Genomic DNA, 19,015 nt, shown 5'->3' on the forward strand with positions numbered 1-19,015 from the left:
TCCACCTCACCAGAGGACTGGAGTTCCTTATGAAATGCCCCAACACTGCCCCACGCGGCATTAAACCGCTCAGCCATTTACAGCACCCGCGAGAGGTCATTCGCCAGTTCACTCCGAACTGGTTCGCAGCCACCATGGGTACCGGCGTATTAGCGCTGGCGTTGTCGCAGTTGCCGGTTGCGATTCCCGGTGTGAACGCAATTGCGGAAGGCCTGTGGCTGTTCAACATCTTTCTATTCCTGGTGTTTACAGCGGTGTATGCCGCGCGCTGGGTCATGTTTTTCGACGAGGCTCGGCGCATTTTTGGGCATTCGACGGTGTCGATGTTCTTCGGCACCATCCCCATGGGCCTCGCCACCATCATCAACGGTTTCCTGCTGTTCGGCCTGCCGCGTTGGGGCAGTGGCGTGATTCATCTCGCTGAGGTGTTGTGGTGGCTGGACGTGGCGCTGTCGTTGGCCTGCGGTGTACTGATTCCCTACCTGATGTTTACACGTCAGGAACACAGCATCGACCAAATGACCGCCGTCTGGCTGTTGCCGGTGGTGGCTGCAGAAGTCGCGGCGGCCAGTGGTGGTTTGCTGGCGCCGCACCTCGCGGATGCTCATTCGCAACTGGTGATGCTGGTGACCAGTTATGTGCTGTGGGCGTTTTCGCTGCCAGTAGCGTTCAGCCTGCTGACCATTCTGTTGCTGCGCATGGCGCTGCATAAATTGCCCCACGAAAACATGGCGGCCTCGAGCTGGCTGGCGCTGGGCCCGATTGGTACCGGCGCATTGGGCATGCTGCTATTGGGCGCCGACGCACCGGCCATCTTCGCCGCGAACGGTTTGCCTGGCATCGGTGAAATCGCCGCCGGCCTGGGGTTGATCGCCGGGATTACCCTGTGGGGATTCGGTTTGTGGTGGATGCTGCTCGCCCTGCTGATTACCGTGCGTTACCTGCGTGCCGGCATCCCGTTCAATCTGGGCTGGTGGGGTTTCACCTTCCCGTTGGGCGTGTATTCCCTGGCGACGCTGAAACTGGCCAGCACCTTGCACCTGACTTTCTTCAGTGTTTTCGGCAGCGTTTTGGTGGTGATGCTGGCGGTGATGTGGCTGATCGTTGGCAAACGAACAGTGCGAGGCGCATGGCGTGGCGAGTTATTTGTCTCACCTTGTATTGCAGGATTAAAAAAATAAACGGCAAAGTTTAGGTAATGTGTGGCTTGGGTCGACGTTCGACATTCCAATAATGGTACCCATGCCACTCACTGCCCAACATGCTCAGGGGAAACACGGAAGATGAGTCACCCCTCACAGTTCACCTTGCTTCGCACGCGGCGCTTCCTGCCGTTTTTCGTCACGCAGTCCCTCGGGGCGTTCAACGACAACATTTTCAAGCAGTCGCTGATTCTCGCCATCCTCTACAAGCTGACCCTCGACGGTGATCGTTCGATCTGGGTCAACCTGTGTGCGCTGTTGTTTATCCTGCCGTTCTTTCTATTCTCGGCGCTGGCCGGGCAGTTTGGCGAAAAATTCGCCAAGGACGCGTTGATTCGCCTGATCAAACTCGGCGAAATCGCGATCATGGCCGTCGGCGCGGTCGGCTTCATGTTCGATCACTTGTCGCTGATGCTGGTCGCGTTGTTCGCCATGGGCACGCACTCGGCGCTGTTCGGGCCGGTCAAATACTCGATTCTTCCGCAAGCCCTGCGTGATGAAGAACTGGTGGGCGGCAACGGCCTGGTGGAAATGGGCACCTTCCTGGCCATCCTTGCCGGGACCATTGGCGCCGGCATCATGATGTCGTCCATTCATTACGCGCCCATTGTTTCTACGGCGATCATCGGCGTGGCGGTGTTGGGTTATCTGGCCAGTCGCAGCATCCCGCGTGCCGCCGCTTCCTCCCCCGAAATGCGCCTCAACTGGAACATCTTCAGCCAGTCCTGGGCCACGTTGAAGCTCGGCCTCGGGCAAACGCCCGCGGTGTCGCGTTCGATTGTCGGCAACTCGTGGTTCTGGTTTGTCGGGGCAATTTATCTGACGCAGATCCCGGCGTATGCCAAGGAATGGATGCACGGCGATGAGACCGTGGTCACGCTGATTCTGACGGTGTTCTCGGTCGGCATCGCGCTGGGTTCGATGCTTTGCGAGAAACTCTCGGGGCGTAAGGTCGAGATCGGCCTGGTACCGTTCGGCTCATTCGGCCTGACAGTGTTTGGTCTGCTGTTGTGGTGGCATTCCGGCGGGATTCCCGACAGCGCCGTAGGCCATGGCTGGCTTGCGATTTTGGGGTTTGGTCATACCTGGCTCGTGCTGCTGGATATCCTTGGCCTGGGGATTTTCGGTGGTTTCTACATCGTGCCGCTGTACGCGTTGATTCAGTCACGCACCCCGGAAAACGAACGGGCGCGGGTGATTGCCGCCAACAACATTCTCAATGCGTTGTTCATGGTGGTGTCAGCGATTGTCTCGATCGTTTTGCTGAGCATGGTCAAGCTGTCGATTCCACAGCTATTCCTGGTGGTGTCGCTGCTGAACATCGGCGTCAACGCCTACATTTTCAGCATCGTTCCCGAGTTCAGCATGCGCTTCATGATCTGGCTGCTCAGCCATTCCATGTACCGCGTGGAGCATCGCAATCTGCAGTTGATTCCCGATGAAGGCCCGGCGCTGCTGGTGTGCAATCACGTGTCGTTCGTCGATGCGTTGCTGATTGGTGGCGCGGTACGGCGGCCGATTCGCTTTGTGATGTACTACAAGATTTACAACTTGCCGGTGCTTAACTTCATCTTCCGAACGGCCGGAGCGATTCCGATTGCCGGGCGTCAGGAAGACATTCAGATCTATGAAAAAGCCTTTACCCGAATCGCCAGGTACCTGAAGGAGGGCGAGTTGGTGTGCATCTTCCCGGAAGGCAAACTGACCGCCGATGGCGAAATGAGCGAGTTCCGTGGTGGGTTGAAGCGGATTCTTGAGGAGACGCCAGTGCCGGTGATTCCGATGGCATTGCAGGGTTTGTGGGGCAGTTTCTTCAGCCGCGATCCGAACAAGGGCTTGTTTCATCGGTTGTGGTCACGGGTGACGCTGGTGGCGGGGCCTGCGGTGACCGCCGAAGAGGCTGAACCGGCCAGGCTGCAAAGTCTGGTAGGGGAATTGCGCGGCGCTGTCAGATAGCGCCGAATACTGCGGGCCGCTGACTGAGCGTGCCCGCGCTGGAAGGCATCAGCCCGCCATCGCCAACCGGTTGCGTCCTTCGCGTTTGGCCACATACAGCGCACTGTCGGCTCGGCGCAACAAGCTCTCGGCCGATTCGCCCGGCAGCAAGGTCGAGCAGCCGAGGCTGACGGTCAATTCAATGGAATGGCCATCGGCCGAGTAGTTCTGCGCTTGCGCCGCGAATCGCAGGCGTTCACCGATCATCGCCGCCGTCTCGCGGCCGGTGTTGGACAGCAGAATCAAAAACTCCTCCCCGCCAAAACGAAACACCATGTCGACATTGCGCAGTTGACCTTTTATAGCCGCCGCAACGGCTTTCAACACGTCATCGCCTGCGCTGTGGCCGTGGCTGTCGTTGATGTGCTTGAAGTGGTCGATGTCCAGCATCAAAAGCGACAAGGGTTGGACGTGTCGGCGTGACATGTCGATTTCCCGTTGCAGCGTCTGATCCATGGCAATGCGGTTACCGGTATCGGTCAGCGGGTCGCGCAGTGCACTTTGCGTGGCAGCGCGGTAGAGCAGGGCATTGCGCATTGGAAACAACAACGCCGACAACAGTGATTCGAGGTGGCCTTGTTCCTGTTCGCTGAACCGTTGGTTACGTCGAAAAACCAGCTCGCCGAGGTGCTCGCCTTCGTGACTCAGGCTATAGCTGAGCGAATGATGCCCGCGCTTGCCGAACTCCATACGCAAATCACTGGACTTGTGCTGGTACGTCAACGATTCGAGCGGTACAAGGCGCTGAATATCACGGAAGAACAATCCCAGAATGCGTTGCGGCTCCAGGCTGGTCTGTAACTGCAGACTCAGTTGCTGGCGCAATTGCGCAAGGCTCACCGGTCTTTGTAGAAGGGGCGACTGCTGACCAAAGCCCAGGCGTTGCAATTTGGCGCTATCGAAGTCAATTGCGTTGGTCTGGGAAGGTGATTTCATATGGCATGCGCCCCTGAGCAGTAAGGCTGTCTTACAGGCTGGGTGAGAGCGGCTTTCGGGCTGCGCATCGTACTGGTCCATAGTCCCGTAGGACATCTGTTCCGAGTTTAATCCGCTTTGTCGACGTTGAGTAACCTATCGATACAAAGCGTCGCTCCGTTCGCTTTCACACGATGTGTGTTAGCAAATTTAGAGCGAAAGTCATGCCATTCGGTTCACTTCAATAAAAAGCTATTAAAATCAGTTGATTAAAGGCTCTTATAGTGATTTTCGGCAAAAACTGCGGCAGTTGTTTGACTGCACAAAGCCTCAGTTACGAGGCTTATGCGGTGCCGCGACGGTAAAACGCCACGGCACAAAAGCGACGCACGGCGCTATTGAGCGTCAAACGCCTGGCCGTTGATGCCGGTGCTGTCAGGGCCCATCAAGTACAGGTAAACCGGCATGATTTCTTCGGGTGTCGGGTTGTTCTGCGGGTTCTCGGCCGGATAAGCCTGCGCACGCATGCTGGTACGCGTGGCGCCGGGGTTGATGCTGTTGGAGCGCACCGGGGCGACGGTATCAACTTCGTCGGCAAGTGTTTGCATCAAGCCTTCGGTGGCGAATTTGGAGACGCCGTACGCGCCCCAATACGCACGTCCCTTGCGCCCAACACTGCTGGAGGTGAACACCACCGAAGCATCCACAGACAGTTTCAGCAGCGGCAGCAACGTGCTGGTGAGCATGAACATGGCGTTGACGTTGACCTGCATGACGCGCATGAAGTTTTCGCCGGATAACTGCTCGATGGGCGTGCGCGGGCCAATGATCGAGGCGTTGTGCAGCAGCCCGTCGAGATGGCCAAACTCGGTTTCGATCATCGCTGCCAGCTCATCGTATTGATGGGGCAGGGCGGTTTCCAGGTTGAACGGGATCACCGCCGGTTGCGGGTGGCCAGCGGCTTCGATTTCGTCGTAAACCTGGGTCAGGTTGGCTTCGGTCTTGCCCAGCAACAATACAGTTGCACCGTGTGCGGCGAACGTTTTCGCGGCGGCGGCGCCGATGCCACGACCGGCACCCGTCACCAGAATGACCCGGTCCTTGAGCAATTCGGGGCGGGCGGAATAATCAAACATAAAAAAACCTCAACAAAATCGTGCATCGAAACAGTGGCGAGGGGACTGCCGTGGCGAGGGGATTTATCCCCGTTCGGCTGCGCAGCAGCCGCTAATCATTGCACGCAGCAGAGCCGGCTCACCTCAATTGATGGTGGGAGGCGCTTCGCGACCCACGGGGATAAATCCCCTCGCCACAGTGTTCTCGGCAAGTCATCACTGTGTTTTTGCCGGCCATCACAATATTTTCAGCCAGCCCATCAGGTCAGCAGCTACAAAGAGCGCTATCGAGCACCTTGCGCAACTCCAGCGGATGATCGACCACGACATCCGCGCCCCAGTTCCTTGGGTTATCGTCCGGGTGGATATAACCGAAAGTCACCGCCGCAGTTTTGGTGCCGGCATCGCGCCCGGACTCGATATCGCGCAGGTCATCGCCCACGAACAACACGCTGGCCGGGTCCAGGTCGAGCATCTTGCACGCCAGGATCAACGGCTCCGGGTCGGGTTTGCTGTTTTTTACGTGGTCCGGGCAAATCAACAGCGCCGACCGCTCGGCCAGCCCCAACTGCTGCATGATCGGCTCGGCAAAGCGCAACGGCTTGTTGGTGACCACGCCCCAGATCAGGTTGGCTTTTTCGATGTCGGCCAGCAACTCGCCCATGCCGTCGAACAGCTTGCTGTGCACCGCGCAACCGACCAGGTAACGCTCCAGGAACTCCAGGCGCAGGGCTTCGAAACCCGGTGATTCCGGGTCCATGGCGAAGGTCACTGCGACCATCGCCTTGGCGCCACCAGAAATCTCGTCGCGAATGTGTTTGTCGTTCATCGGTGGCAAACCACGTTCGGCGCGCATCGCCTGGCAAATCGCGATGAAGTCGGGCGCGGTGTCGAGCAGCGTGCCATCCATGTCAAAAAGGACCGCTCTGATACGCATCGGCTTACTCCTCTCGCAGCGTCTGGATCATGTAGTTGACGTCCACGTCGCTGGCCAGTTTGTAGTGCTTGGTCAGCGGGTTGTACGTCAGGCCGATGATGTCCTTGACGGTCAGGCCGGCCATGCGGCTCCAGGCACCCAGTTCGGATGGGCGGATGAATTTCTTGAAATCGTGAGTGCCGCGTGGCAGCAACTTCATGATGTATTCGGCGCCGATAATGGCGAACAGGTAAGCCTTCGGGTTGCGGTTGATGGTGGAGAAAAACACCTGGCCGCCAGGTTTGACCATGCGGAAGCAGGCGCGGATCACCGAGGACGGATCGGGCACGTGCTCGAGCATTTCCAGGCAGGTGATCACGTCGAATTGCTCGGGCATTTCTTCAGCCAGCGCTTCGGCGGTGATCTGGCGGTACTCGACGCTGACGCCGGATTCCAGTTGATGCAGTTGCGCGACGGCCAGCGGCGCTTCGCCCATGTCGATGCCCATCACGGTCGCGCCGCGCTGAGCCATGGCCTCGCTGAGGATGCCACCGCCGCAACCGACGTCGAGCACTTTTTTGCCGGCCAGGTTAACGCGCTCGTCAATCCAGTTGACCCGCAGCGGGTTGATATCATGCAGCGGTTTGAACTCGCTCTCGCGATCCCACCAGCGGTGAGCCAGGGCTTCGAATTTGGCGATTTCGGCGTGGTCGACGTTACTCATGTTTAAGTCCTCTGAAACTTGAAAAATCCTGTTGCCCCGGCGTTGAGTCCGGGGGGGCTTACGATTCGGTGTGACCGCTGATGCGTTGGCCCCAGGCCTTGGCGGTGGCGCACAGCTGTTGTTCGTCGAGACGGGTCAGGCGACGATCGTCCAGCAAGTGTTTGCCGGCGACCCATACGTGTTTAACGCAGTCGCGTCCCGTGGCGTATATAAGCTGCGAAACCGGGTCGTACACCGGTTGCTGTGCCAGGCCTGACAGGTCGAAAGCGACGATGTCGGCGGCTTTACCGATCTCCAGCGAACCGGTTTCAGCTTCTATGCCCATCGCGCGAGCCCCATTCAGTGTGGCCATGCGCAACGCCCGGTGGGCGTCGAGTGCGGTGGCCGAACCTGCGACAGCTTTGGCCAACAGTGCGGCGGTGCGTGTTTCACCCAGCAGGTCGAGGTCATTGTTGCTGGCCGCGCCATCGGTGCCGACGGCCACGTTCACGCCAGCCTGCCACAAACGCTCAACCGGGCAAAAGCCACTGGCCAGCTTCAGGTTCGACTCCGGGCAATGAATAACGTTGGTATTGCTTTCTACCAGCAACGCCAGGTCTTCATCGCTGATCTGGGTCATGTGAACGGCCTGGAAACGCGGCCCCAGCAGGCCCAATCGGCCGAGACGGGCCAATGGGCGCTCGCCGCGCTGCTCGACGGCTTGCTGCACTTCGAACGCAGTTTCATGCACATGCATGTGAATTGATGCATCGAGTTCTTCGGCGATCACCCGGATTTTTTCCAGGTTTTCATCGCCCACGGTGTAGGGTGCGTGAGGGCCGAAGGTGATTTTGATCCGGTCGTGATGCTTCAAATCGTTGAACAATTCAACGCCCTGACGAATGGCTTCGTCCGCGGTACTCGCGCCCGGGATCGGGAAATCGAGGATCGGAATGGCGATTTGAGCGCGAATGCCACTGTTATGAACGCGCTCGCTGGCAACCTTCGGGAAGAAGTACATGTCAGAAAAACAGGTGATGCCACCTTTAAGCTGTTCGGCGATTGCCAAGTCGGTGCCATCACGGACGAAGGTTTCATCGACCCATTTGGCCTCGGCGGGCCAGATGTGGTTTTCGAGCCAGGTCATTAGCGGCAGGTCATCGGCCAGGCCCCGGAACAGTGTCATCGCGGCATGCCCGTGAGCATTGATCAGCCCCGGTGTGAGCAGCATGTCCGGCAATTCGCGGACTTCTGTTGCGTCAAGCTTCAGCGCCGCCTCGCGCGGGCCGATAAACACAATGTGCCCGTCACGAATGCCTACGCCATGTTCCTTGAGCACCACACCGGCGGGTTCGACGGGTACCAGCCAGGTCGGCAGCAACAACAGGTCGAGCGCAGCAGCAGTGTTCGGCATTTGAAGGTCGGTTCCAGAGCTTTTGTAAAGGATGGCGAAGTATACCCGAGCGTCTTGGCGGGGGGATCGCTATAATCGGCGGCTTTTGTTCATGAGTGCGGGGTGAGGGATGCGCGATCGACTGTTGGCTGCGGAGAAAGTGAAGGCCATCGATTGGCGTGATGGCGCCCTGTACCTGCTTGATCAGCGCGTTTTGCCGTTCGAGGAAACCTGGATTGCCTACACCAGCGCAGCCGGTGTGGCCGAGGCCATTCGCTCGATGGTGGTGCGTGGCGCGCCTGCGATTGGCATCAGTGCCGCCTACGCCATGGTGTTGTCGGCGCGGGCCCGAATTGCCGAGGGCGGTGACTGGCAGGCGGAGTGGGAAGAAGATTACGCGTTGCTCGCCGATTCTCGCCCAACGGCGGTCAATCTGTTCTGGGCCTTGAGCCGCATGCGTGATCGTCTGGACCGCCTCAAAGGCGATGCAGACCCTTTGGCGGCGCTGGAGGCGGAAGCTATCGCCATTCACGAGAGTGATCGCGAAGCCAACCTGACCATGGCGCAACTGGGTGTGGATCTGATCCGCAAGCATCAGGGCAATGCCCAGGCCATTCTGACCCACTGCAACACCGGCGCACTGGCGACTGGCGGCTTCGGCACGGCGCTGGGGGTTATTCGCGGGGCGTTCATCGAAGGCATGGTCGAGCGCGTGTATGCCGACGAAACCCGTCCGTGGTTGCAGGGCTCGCGGCTGACCGCGTGGGAGTTGGCTAACGAAGGCATCCCGGTGACGTTGAATGCTGACTCCGCGGCCGCGCACATCATGAAGACCAAAGGCATTACCTGGGTGATCGTCGGCGCCGACCGCATCACGGCCAATGGTGACGTGGCGAACAAGATCGGCACTTATCAGTTGGCGGTGAATGCCATGCACCACGGCGTGCGTTTCATGGTGGTGGCACCTAGCTCGACCATCGACATGAACCTGGCCAGCGGCGACGACATTCCAATCGAAGAGCGCGATGGTCGCGAGTTGCTGGAGATTGGCGGCAAACGAGTGGGCGCGGATGTGGATGCGTTCAACCCGGTGTTTGACGTCACTCCTGCGGACCTTATCGATGCAATCGTCACCGAAAAAGGCATCGTCGAACGCCCGGATACCGCGAAAATGGCGCAGTTGATGTGCCGTAAGCGCTTGCATTGATGAGGTGAGTTGTCTGGTAAACGGCTATCGCCAGCAGGCTGGCTCCCACACGGTGTGTGAACACATCAAAACCTGTGGGAGCCAGCCTGCTGGTGATAAGTCGCTTAAAGTCAATAAACATCGGCAATTCATCCCCGAATTCTACATTTGGAGCGGCTCTAAGCCTCTCTCGTCCCCGTTAAGCCTGTCATCGGTCAACTAACTATGCTCCATGCGCATCTGGGGGATAGGTGCGTGGCGGCTCTTGTGATAACATCCGGCGTTTTCCGAGGCAGTCCCACGGGGTTGTCTTTACTGCGCAAATCCATGGCATAACTCGTTGATTTGTCGTAAGTCGGTGCATGGCACTCAGCCTGCAGCGGCGAGCTTCGTTCGTCCCATATGGATGTGACGAAGTTTCACCAGAAAAAGGAATCGAGCTTCTCATGGGCGAACTGGCCAAAGAAATCCTACCGGTCAATATCGAAGACGAGCTGAAGCAGTCCTACCTCGACTACGCAATGAGCGTAATTGTCGGGCGGGCCCTGCCGGATGCGCGCGATGGCTTGAAGCCCGTGCACCGGCGCGTGCTGTTCGCGATGAGCGAGCTGGGCAACGACTTCAACAAGCCGTACAAGAAATCTGCCCGTGTTGTCGGTGATGTAATCGGTAAGTATCACCCGCACGGTGATACGGCGGTTTACGACACCATCGTTCGGATGGCGCAGCCATTCTCGCTGCGTTACCTGCTGGTAGACGGTCAGGGCAACTTCGGTTCGGTGGACGGCGATAACGCCGCCGCCATGCGATACACCGAAGTGCGCATGACCAAGCTGGCGCACGAGTTGCTGGCTGACCTGCACAAAGAAACCGTGGACTGGGTGCCGAACTACGACGGCACCGAAATGATCCCGGCCGTCATGCCGACCCGTATTCCCAACCTGTTGGTCAACGGCTCCAGCGGTATCGCCGTGGGCATGGCCACCAACATCCCGCCACACAACCTCGGTGAAGTCATCGACGGTTGCCTGGCACTCATCGACAACCCCGAGTTGACCATCGATGAGCTGATGGCCTACATCCCGGGCCCGGATTTCCCGACCGCTGCGATCATCAACGGTCGCGCCGGCATCATCGAAGCCTACCGCACCGGTCGTGGCCGCATTTACATGCGCGCCCGCTCGATGATCGAAGACATCGACAAGGTCGGTGGTCGCCAACAGATCGTCATCACCGAACTTCCGTACCAGCTGAACAAGGCCCGTCTGATCGAGAAGATCGCCGAGCTGGTTAAAGAGAAGAAGCTGGAAGGCATCACCGAACTGCGCGACGAGTCCGACAAGGACGGTATGCGCGTGGTTATCGAACTGCGTCGTGGCGAAGTGCCGGAGGTGATCCTCAACAACCTCTACGCCCAGACCCAGTTGCAAGCCGTATTCGGTATCAACATCGTTGCGCTGATTGATGGCCGTCCGCGAATCCTGAACCTCAAGGACTTGCTGGAAGCCTTCGTACGTCACCGTCGCGAAGTGGTTACCCGCCGTACCGTGTTCGAGCTGCGTAAAGCACGCGAGCGTGGCCACATCCTTGAAGGTCAAGCGGTTGCCCTGTCGAACATCGACCCGGTCATCGCCTTGATCAAAGCCTCGCCGACACCGTCGGAAGCCAAGGAAGCGCTGATCAAGACTGCGTGGGAATCTTCCGCCGTGGTTGCGATGGTGGAACGTGCCGGCGCCGACTCGTGTCGTCCAGAGACCCTGGACCCGCAATACGGTCTGCGCGAAGGCAAGTACTTCCTGTCGCCAGAACAGGCGCAAGCGATTCTGGAACTGCGTTTGCACCGCTTGACCGGTCTGGAGCACGAGAAGCTGCTGGCCGAGTATCAAGAGATCCTCAACCAGATTGGCGAACTGATCCGCATCCTCAGCAGCGCAACGCGCCTGATGGAAGTGATCCGCGAAGAACTGGAAGTCATCCGCGCCGAATACGGCGACGTGCGCCGCACCGAAATCCTCGATGCCCGTCTCGACCTGACCCTGGGCGACATGATCCCGGAAGAAGAGCGCGTCGTGACCATTTCCCACGGTGGCTACGCCAAGACCCAGCCATTGGCTGCGTACCAGGCTCAGCGTCGTGGCGGTAAAGGCAAGTCGGCAACCGGCGTCAAGGATGAGGACTACATCGCTCACCTGTTGGTCGCCAACAGCCACACCACGCTGCTGCTGTTCTCCAGCAAAGGCAAAGTGTACTGGCTGAAAACCTACGAAATTCCGGAAGCTTCGCGCGCCGCTCGTGGTCGTCCGCTGGTCAACCTGCTGCCGCTGGACAGTGATGAATACATCACCACCATGCTGCCGGTCGATGAATACACCGAAGGTCACTTCATCTTCATGGCCACCGCCAAAGGCACCGTGAAGAAGACCCCGCTGGAATCCTTCAGCCGTCAGCGCAGCGTTGGTCTGATCGCGCTGGAGCTGGACGAAGGCGACGTGCTGATTTCTGCTTCCATTACCGATGGCAGCCGCGAAGTCATGCTGTTCTCCGACGGTGGCAAGGTCACTCGCTTCAAGGAAACCGACGTTCGTGCCATGGGCCGTACCGCTCGCGGTGTTCGCGGCATGCGTCTGCCAGAAGGCCAGAAGCTGATTTCCATGTTGATCCCGGAAGAGGGCAGCCAGATCCTTACGGCTTCGGCTCGCGGTTTCGGCAAGCGCACGGCGATCACCGAGTTCCCTGAGTACAAGCGTGGCGGTCAGGGCGTTATCGCCATGGTCAGCAACGACCGTAACGGCCGTCTGGTCGGCGCGGTTCAGGTGCTCGACGGCGAGGAAATCATGCTGATTTCCGACCAGGGTACCTTGGTCCGCACGCGTGTCGACGAAGTCTCAAGCCTGGGTCGTAATACCCAGGGCGTAACCCTCATCAAACTGGCCAGCGATGAAACGCTGGTAGGTCTGGAGCGGGTTCAGGAGCCATCGGAAGTCGAAGGCGAAGAGCTTGAAGGTGAAGAGGGCGAAGAAGGTGCAGTGTTCGACGGTGAAGTCGTGAATGACGACGTAATCGAAGACCAGCAACTCGACGCCGCCGCCGACGAAGAGCCACAAGAGTAAGCGGACAAACAGGGGGCGGATGAGAATTCGCCCCCTTGTTGTTTGTACGGTAAGAAAATCTCGACACCTTTGTAGGTCCCTTGTGGGAGCGAGCCTGCTCGCGATGCAGGCGCCGCGGCAAACCTGAATCACCGCGATGATTGAATCGCGAGCAGGCTCGCTCCCACAAATGTTTGCTTCAGCGGGGACCTTGTGTCGACTGATAATGCGATTTACTGCGTGATACCACCAAATCAGAGCGAGATTGGATGTGAGCAAGAGAGCCTATAACTTCTGTGCCGGTCCTGCGGCGCTTCCCGAAGCTGTCCTGAAGCGCGCTCAGGGTGAACTGCTTGATTGGCACGGCAAAGGCCTGTCAGTTATGGAAATGAGCCATCGTAGTGATGAGTTCGTGTCCATCGCCACCAAGGCTGAGCAGGATCTGCGTGATCTGCTGAATATCCCCTCGAACTACAAAGTGCTGTTCCTGCAAGGTGGCGCCAGCCAGCAATTTGCTCAGATTCCTCTGAACCTGTTGCCGGAAGACGGCACTGCCGACTATATCGACACCGGTATCTGGGGGCAGAAGGCCATTGAAGAAGCTTCGCGTTACGGCAACGTCAATGTTGCCGGTACCGCCAAGCCGTACGACTACTTCGCCATTCCAGGCCAGAACGAGTGGAAGCTGTCCAAGGATGCCGCTTACGTTCACTACGTGGCCAACGAAACCATCGGTGGGCTGGAATTCGACTGGGTGCCTGAAGTGGGCGACGTGCCGCTGGTGTGCGACATGTCCTCGGACATCCTTTCGCGCCCGATCGACGTGTCCCGGTACGGCATGATCTACGCCGGCGCGCAGAAGAACATCGGCCCGAGCGGCATTCTGGTCAACATCGTCCGTGAAGACCTGCTGGGGCGTGCCCGTTCGCTGTGCCCGACCATGCTCAACTACAAGGTTGCGGCCGATAATGGCTCGATGTACAACACCCCGCCGGCATTTTCCTGGTACCTGTCCGGCCTGGTCTTCGAGTGGCTGAAAGAGCAGGGCGGTGTGGCTGCCATGGGCAAGCTCAACGAAGAGAAGAAGCGCACCCTGTACGACTTCATCGACGCCAGCGGCCTGTACAGCAACCCGATCAACCTGACCGACCGCTCGTGGATGAACGTGCCGTTCCGCCTGGCTGACGATCGTCTGGACAAGCCATTCCTGGCCGGTGCCGACGAGCGCGGTTTGCTGAACCTCAAGGGTCACCGTTCGGTCGGTGGCATGCGCGCCTCCATCTACAACGCTGTCGATATCAACGCCATCAGGGCGCTGATTGCCTACATGGCAGAGTTCGAAAAGGAACACGGCTAATGTCTGAGCAAGAACTCAAGGCACTGCGCGTTCGCATTGATGCCCTGGACACCAAGGTCCTGGAGCTGATCAGCGAGCGTGCACGCTGCGCCCAGGAAGTTGCGCGAGTAAAGATGGCTTCGCTGGCCGAAGGCGAAGTGCCGGTGTTCTATCGTCCCGAGCGTGAAGCTCAGGTGCTCAAGCGCGTGATGGAGCGTAACCAGGGCCCGTTGGGTAACGAAGAGATGGCGCGGTTGTTCCGCGAAATCATGTCCTCGTGCCTGGCGCTCGAACAGCCGCTGAAAGTGGCTTACCTCGGCCCTGAAGGTACTTTCACCCAAGCGGCGGCCATGAAGCATTTCGGCCACGCGGTGATCAGCAAGCCGATGGCGGCGATTGATGAAGTGTTCCGCGAAGTGGCGGCGGGCGCGGTGAATTTCGGCGTGGTACCGGTGGAAAACTCCACCGAGGGCGCGGTCAATCACACCCTCGACAGCTTCCTTGAACACGACATGGTCATCTGCGGCGAAGTAGAGCTGCGGATTCACCATCACCTGTTGGTCGGTGAAAACACCAAGACCGACAGCATCAGCCGCATCTACTCCCACGCTCAGTCGCTGGCGCAATGCCGCAAGTGGCTGGATGCGCATTACCCGAATGTCGAGCGCGTGGCGGTTTCGAGCAACGCCGAAGCAGCCAAACGGGTCAAGGGTGAGTGGAATTCGGCGGCGATTGCCGGCGACATGGCTGCAGGCTTGTACGGGCTGACCCGTCTGGCCGAGAAGATCGAGGATCGCCCGGACAACTCCACGCGATTCCTGATGATCGGCAGCCAGGAAGTGCCGCCAACCGGCGACGACAAGACGTCGATCATCGTTTCGATGAGCAACAAACCCGGCGCGCTTCACGAGTTGCTGGTGCCGTTCCACGATAACGGTATCGATTTGACGCGCATCGAAACGCGTCCGTCGCGCAGCGGTAAGTGGACCTACGTGTTCTTCATCGACTTCGTCGGCCATCACCGTGATCCGCTGGTAAAAGGTGTGCTGGAAAAGATCAGTCAGGAAGCAGTAGCACTCAAAGTGCTGGGTTCCTACCCGAAAGCAGTTCTTTAAGGGGTAGCAAATGAGTGGTGACTTCCTCGCTCTGGCACAGCCAGGCGTGCAACAACTTTCGCCTTACGTCCCAGGCAAACCTGTGGACGAACTGGCGCGCGAGCTGGACCTCGATCCGGCCAGCATCGTCAAACTGGCGAGCAACGAAAACCCTCTGGGCCCGAGCCCGAAGGCGTTGGCAGCGATCCGTGACGAGTTGGCGGAGCTGACCCGCTACCCGGACGGCAACGGTTTTGCGCTGAAAACCCTGCTGGCCGATCAGTGCCGCGTCGAGCTGAATCAAGTGACGCTGGGCAACGGCTCTAATGACATTCTGGAGTTGGTGGCGCGCGCCTACCTGGCGCCGGGCCTGAATGCTGTGTTCAGCGAGCACGCGTTTGCGGTGTACCCGATCGTCACGCAAGCCGTGGGCGCAGAGGCGCGCGTTATCCCGGCCAAAGACTGGGGCCACGACTTGCCGGCCATGCTCGCGGCCATCGATGCCGACACCCGTGTGGTGTTCATCGCCAACCCGAACAACCCGACCGGCACCTGGTTCGGCGCGCAAGCGCTGGATGACTTCCTGCAGGACGTACCGGCCCACGTGCTGGTGGTGCTGGACGAGGCCTACATCGAATACGCCGAAGGCAGCGATTTGCCGGATGGCCTGGATTTCCTGGCAGCCTATCCAAACCTGCTGGTGTCGCGCACCTTCTCCAAGGCGTATGGCCTGGCGGCGTTGCGCGTTGGCTACGGTTTGTCCACCGCTGTGGTCGCCGACGTGCTGAACCGCGTGCGCCAGCCCTTCAACGTCAACAGCCTGGCTCTGGCCGCGGCGTGCGCGGCGTTGCAGGATGCCGAATACCTGGCCGAAAGCCGTCGTCTCAATGAGGCGGGCATGCAACAGCTGCAAGCGGGTTTCCGTGAGCTGGGGCTGGGCTGGATCGAGTCCAAGGGCAACTTCATTTGCGTTGACCTGGCTCGCGTTGCGGCGCCGGTGTTTCAGGGTTTGCTGCGCGAAGGCGTGATCGTGCGCCCGGTGGCCAACTACGGCATGCCGAACCACTTGCGCATCACCATCGGTCTGCCGTCTGAAAACAGCCGCTTCCTTGAGGCGCTGACCAAGGTTCTGGCTCGTGGGTGATGTCACTGCACTGCAATCTGCTGCACCTATGATCGGTCGCCTGGTGGTGGTCGGTCTGGGTTTGATCGGCGGCTCATTTGCCAAAGGCTTGCGTGAAAGCGGTCTGTGCCGCGAAGTGGTCGGGGTTGATCTCGACCCGCAATCGCGCAGGTTGGCGGTTGAGTTGGGCGTGGTTGATCGCTGCGAAGAAGACTTGGCAATCGCTTGCCAAGGCGCGGACGTGATCCAGCTCGCCGTACCGATTCTGGCCATGGAAAAAATGCTGGTGCGCCTGGCTGCGATGGAATTGGGTTCGGCAATTCTCACCGACGTCGGTAGCGCCAAAGGCAATGTGGTGCGGGCGGCGACCGAAGCGTTTGGCGGCATGCCGTCTCGTTTTGTGCCCGGTCATCCGATCGCTGGCTCCGAGCAGAGCGGGGTAGAAGCCTCCAATGCCGACCTGTTCCGCCGCCATAAAGTGATTTTGACGCCACTGGATCAAACCGATCCGGCAGCGCTGGCAGTGATCGACCGCTTGTGGCGCGAATTGGGCGCCGATGTCGAACACATGCAAGTCGAGCGTCACGACGAAGTGCTGGCCGCGACCAGCCATCTGCCGCACCTGCTGGCGTTTGGTTTGGTCGACTCGTTGGCCAAACGCAATGAAAACCTTGAGATCTTCCGTTACGCTGCCGGCGGTTTCCGCGATTTCACAAGAATCGCGGGTAGCGACCCGGTCATGTGGCACGACATCTTCCTCGCCAACCGCGAAGCTGTCCTGCGTACACTCGATACATTTCGCAGCGATCTCGACGCCTTGCGCGACGCGGTCGATGCAGGGGATGGGCACCAATTATTGGGCGTGTTCACGCGCGCCCGGGTTGCCCGCGAGCATTTCAGTAAAATCCTGGCCCGCCGGGCCTATGTGGACGCTATGAACTCCAACGACCTGATTTTCCTGGCACAACCTGGTGGCCGCCTGACTGGGCGGATCCGTGTACCGGGCGACAAATCCATTTCTCACCGCTCGATCATGCTTGGCTCCCTGGCCGAAGGCGTCACCGAAGTTGAAGGTTTCCTTGAGGGCGAAGACGCCCTGGCGACCTTGCAGGCTTTCCGCGACATGGGCGTGGTGATCGAAGGTCCGCACCACGGACGCGTGACCATTCACGGCGTCGGCCTGCATGGCTTGAAACCAGCGCCGGGCCCGATCTATCTGGGCAACTCCGGTACGTCGATGCGTCTGCTGTCTGGCCTGTTGGCTGCGCAGAACTTCGACAGCACGCTGACCGGTGACGCTTCACTGTCGAAGCGCCCGATGAACCGCGTGGCCAATCCATTGCGTGAAATGGGCGCGGTGATCGAGACCGCGGCTGAAGGCCGTCCGCCGATGGTCATCCGTGGTGGTAACAAGCTGAAAGGCCTGACCTACACCATGCCGATGGCCAGTGCCCAGGTTAAATCCTGCCTGCTGTTGGCTGGCCTGTATGCCGAAGGCAAAACCACCGTGACCGAGCCGGCCCCGACTCGCGACCATACCGAACGCATGCTCCGTGGTTTCGGCTACCCGGTCACCGTCAACGGCGCCACGGCGTCGGTCGAGTCCGGCCACACGCTGACCGCAACCCACATTGAAGTGCCGGGCGATATCTCGTCCTCCGCGTTCTTCCTGGTGGCGGCGTCGATTGCCGAAGGCTCCGAACTGGTGCTGGAGCACGTCGGCATCAACCCGACCCGCACCGGTGTCATCGATATCCTGCGCCTGATGGGCGCTGACATCACCCTGGAAAACCAGCGTGAAGTCGGCGGCGAACCGGTAGCAGACTTGCGCGTACGGGCAGCTAAACTCAAAGGTATCGAGATTCCGGAAGCGCTGGTGCCACTGGCCATCGACGAATTCCCGGTGTTGTTCGTTGCAGCAGCTTGTGCCGAAGGGCGCACCATCCTGCGCGGCGCCGAAGAGCTGCGCGTCAAGGAGTCGGACCGGATTCAGGTCATGGCCGATGGCTTGCTGGCGCTGGGCGTCAAATGCGAGCCGACTCCGGACGGCATCATCATTGATGGCGGCCTGATCGGCGGCGGCGAAGTGCACGGTCACGGCGATCACCGAATTGCCATGGCATTCAGCGTCGCGTCATTGCGCGCCACTGCGCCCATCCGCATCCATGATTGCGCGAACGTTGCGACCTCGTTCCCTAACTTCCTTGCGCTGTGCGCGCAGGTCGGTATCCGCGTTGCCCAAGAGGCTCAGTCGTGAACATCAAGCCACCGGTCATCACCATCGACGGCCCAAGCGGGTCGGGCAAAGGCACTATCGCCGGCATTTTGGCCAAGCGTCTGGGCTGGTGCCTGCTGGATTCCGGTGCGCTTTACCGTCTGCTGGCATTCGCGGCGCGCAACCATGGCGTCGACCTGACCAACGAAGAATCGCTGAAACTGCTGGCTGCTCATCTGGACGTGCAGTTCGTCGGCGCGACAGAAGGTCATCCGCAGCGCATCATCCTAGAAGGTGATGATGTTACCGACGATCTGCGCAATGAACAGGTTGGTGCCTGGGCTTCGCAAGTGGCCGCATTACCGGCTGTGCGTGATGCTCTGCTGCAGCGCCAGCGGGCGTTTCAAGAGCAGCCGGGCCTGGTCGCCGATGGTCGCGACATGGGCACTGTTGTTTTTCCGGATGCGCCGCTGAAGATATTCCTGACTGCCAGTGCCGAGGAGCGTGCGCGCCGTCGTTACTTGCAGTTGAAGGGCAAAGTCGATGGTGTTAGTCTGTCGAGTCTGCTAGATGAGATACGTGTGCGCGATGAGCGTGACACCCAGCGAGCGGTAGCCCCGCTTAAGCCGGCGGCTGACGCCATTCAGCTGGATTCCACGGAATTATCCATCGATCAGGTGTTGCAACGCATCATGAGCGAGATCGCCATTCGCGATATCGCCGGGTGACCAAG

The 19,015-nt window shown here is 59.4% G+C and carries 14 protein-coding genes; 9 read left to right on the forward strand and 5 right to left on the reverse strand.

Going from position 1 to position 19,015, the window contains the following annotated elements:
- Positions 1–29 precede the first annotated feature (29 nt).
- Positions 30–1,181 carry an SLAC1 family transporter gene (locus tag ACQR3R_RS00990; protein ID WP_428270035.1) on the forward strand — a complete coding sequence of 384 codons (1,152 nt, stop codon included), beginning with the start codon at positions 30–32 and terminating at the stop codon, positions 1,179–1,181.
- Between the two features lie 102 nt (positions 1,182–1,283).
- Positions 1,284–3,158, forward strand: coding sequence for an MFS transporter (locus ACQR3R_RS00995; protein ID WP_428270036.1), 1,875 nt, complete (start codon positions 1,284–1,286; stop codon positions 3,156–3,158).
- A gap of 48 nt (positions 3,159–3,206) precedes the next feature.
- Here ACQR3R_RS00995 and ACQR3R_RS01000 read toward each other — a convergent pair whose 3' ends face one another.
- The 5 genes from ACQR3R_RS01000 to ACQR3R_RS01020 form a co-directional block, all read right to left on the reverse strand.
- Complete coding sequence (locus ACQR3R_RS01000; RefSeq protein ID WP_428270037.1) at positions 3,207–4,133, reverse strand: diguanylate cyclase; 927 nt, start codon at positions 4,131–4,133, stop codon at positions 3,207–3,209.
- 374 nt (positions 4,134–4,507) lie between these two features.
- Entirely contained in the window at positions 4,508–5,248 is a 741-nt protein-coding gene (locus ACQR3R_RS01005; RefSeq protein ID WP_428270038.1) for a YciK family oxidoreductase, read from the reverse strand.
- A gap of 244 nt (positions 5,249–5,492) precedes the next feature.
- Positions 5,493–6,164, reverse strand: a complete 672-nt coding sequence (mupP, locus tag ACQR3R_RS01010; protein WP_428270039.1) for an N-acetylmuramic acid 6-phosphate phosphatase MupP — start codon at positions 6,162–6,164, stop codon at positions 5,493–5,495.
- A 4-nt stretch (positions 6,165–6,168) separates the two neighbouring features.
- The gene (gene ubiG / locus ACQR3R_RS01015; RefSeq protein ID WP_428270040.1) at positions 6,169–6,867 is read right to left on the reverse strand and encodes a bifunctional 2-polyprenyl-6-hydroxyphenol methylase/3-demethylubiquinol 3-O-methyltransferase UbiG; all 699 of its coding nucleotides are present in this window, start codon (positions 6,865–6,867) and stop codon (positions 6,169–6,171) included.
- A gap of 58 nt (positions 6,868–6,925) precedes the next feature.
- Entirely contained in the window at positions 6,926–8,260 is a 1,335-nt protein-coding gene (locus tag ACQR3R_RS01020; RefSeq protein ID WP_428270041.1) for a TRZ/ATZ family hydrolase, read from the reverse strand.
- A 109-nt stretch (positions 8,261–8,369) separates the two neighbouring features.
- Between ACQR3R_RS01020 and mtnA the strand changes: the two genes are divergently transcribed.
- The 7 genes from mtnA to cmk all read left to right on the forward strand — a co-directional run bounded on the left by mtnA (position 8,370) and on the right by cmk (position 19,010).
- Positions 8,370–9,446, forward strand: coding sequence for an S-methyl-5-thioribose-1-phosphate isomerase (mtnA, locus tag ACQR3R_RS01025; RefSeq protein WP_428270042.1), 1,077 nt, complete (start codon positions 8,370–8,372; stop codon positions 9,444–9,446).
- Positions 9,447–9,871: 425 nt separating this feature from the next.
- The gene (gyrA, locus tag ACQR3R_RS01030) at positions 9,872–12,535 is read left to right on the forward strand and encodes a DNA gyrase subunit A (RefSeq protein ID WP_428270043.1); all 2,664 of its coding nucleotides are present in this window, start codon (positions 9,872–9,874) and stop codon (positions 12,533–12,535) included.
- A gap of 250 nt (positions 12,536–12,785) precedes the next feature.
- A complete protein-coding gene (gene serC / locus ACQR3R_RS01035) occupies positions 12,786–13,871 on the forward strand; it encodes a 3-phosphoserine/phosphohydroxythreonine transaminase (RefSeq protein ID WP_428270044.1) in 1,086 nt (361 codons plus the stop codon).
- Positions 13,871–14,965, forward strand: a complete 1,095-nt coding sequence (gene pheA / locus ACQR3R_RS01040) for a prephenate dehydratase (RefSeq protein ID WP_029298704.1) — start codon at positions 13,871–13,873, stop codon at positions 14,963–14,965. The genes serC and pheA overlap by 1 nt, the downstream gene beginning before the upstream one ends.
- Before the next feature lie 10 nt (positions 14,966–14,975).
- Positions 14,976–16,088, forward strand: coding sequence for a histidinol-phosphate transaminase (gene hisC, locus ACQR3R_RS01045; RefSeq protein WP_428270045.1), 1,113 nt, complete (start codon positions 14,976–14,978; stop codon positions 16,086–16,088).
- Entirely contained in the window at positions 16,081–18,324 is a 2,244-nt protein-coding gene (locus ACQR3R_RS01050) for a bifunctional prephenate dehydrogenase/3-phosphoshikimate 1-carboxyvinyltransferase (protein WP_428270046.1), read from the forward strand. The genes hisC and ACQR3R_RS01050 overlap by 8 nt, the downstream gene beginning before the upstream one ends.
- Positions 18,321–19,010, forward strand: coding sequence for a (d)CMP kinase (gene cmk, locus ACQR3R_RS01055; RefSeq protein ID WP_428270047.1), 690 nt, complete (start codon positions 18,321–18,323; stop codon positions 19,008–19,010). Before ACQR3R_RS01050 ends, cmk begins: the two co-directional genes overlap by 4 nt.
- Positions 19,011–19,015 lie beyond the last annotated feature (5 nt).

Source organism: Gordonia sp. IEGM753 (assembly GCF_050321825.1).
Classification (GTDB): Bacteria; Pseudomonadota; Gammaproteobacteria; order Pseudomonadales; family Pseudomonadaceae; genus Aquipseudomonas.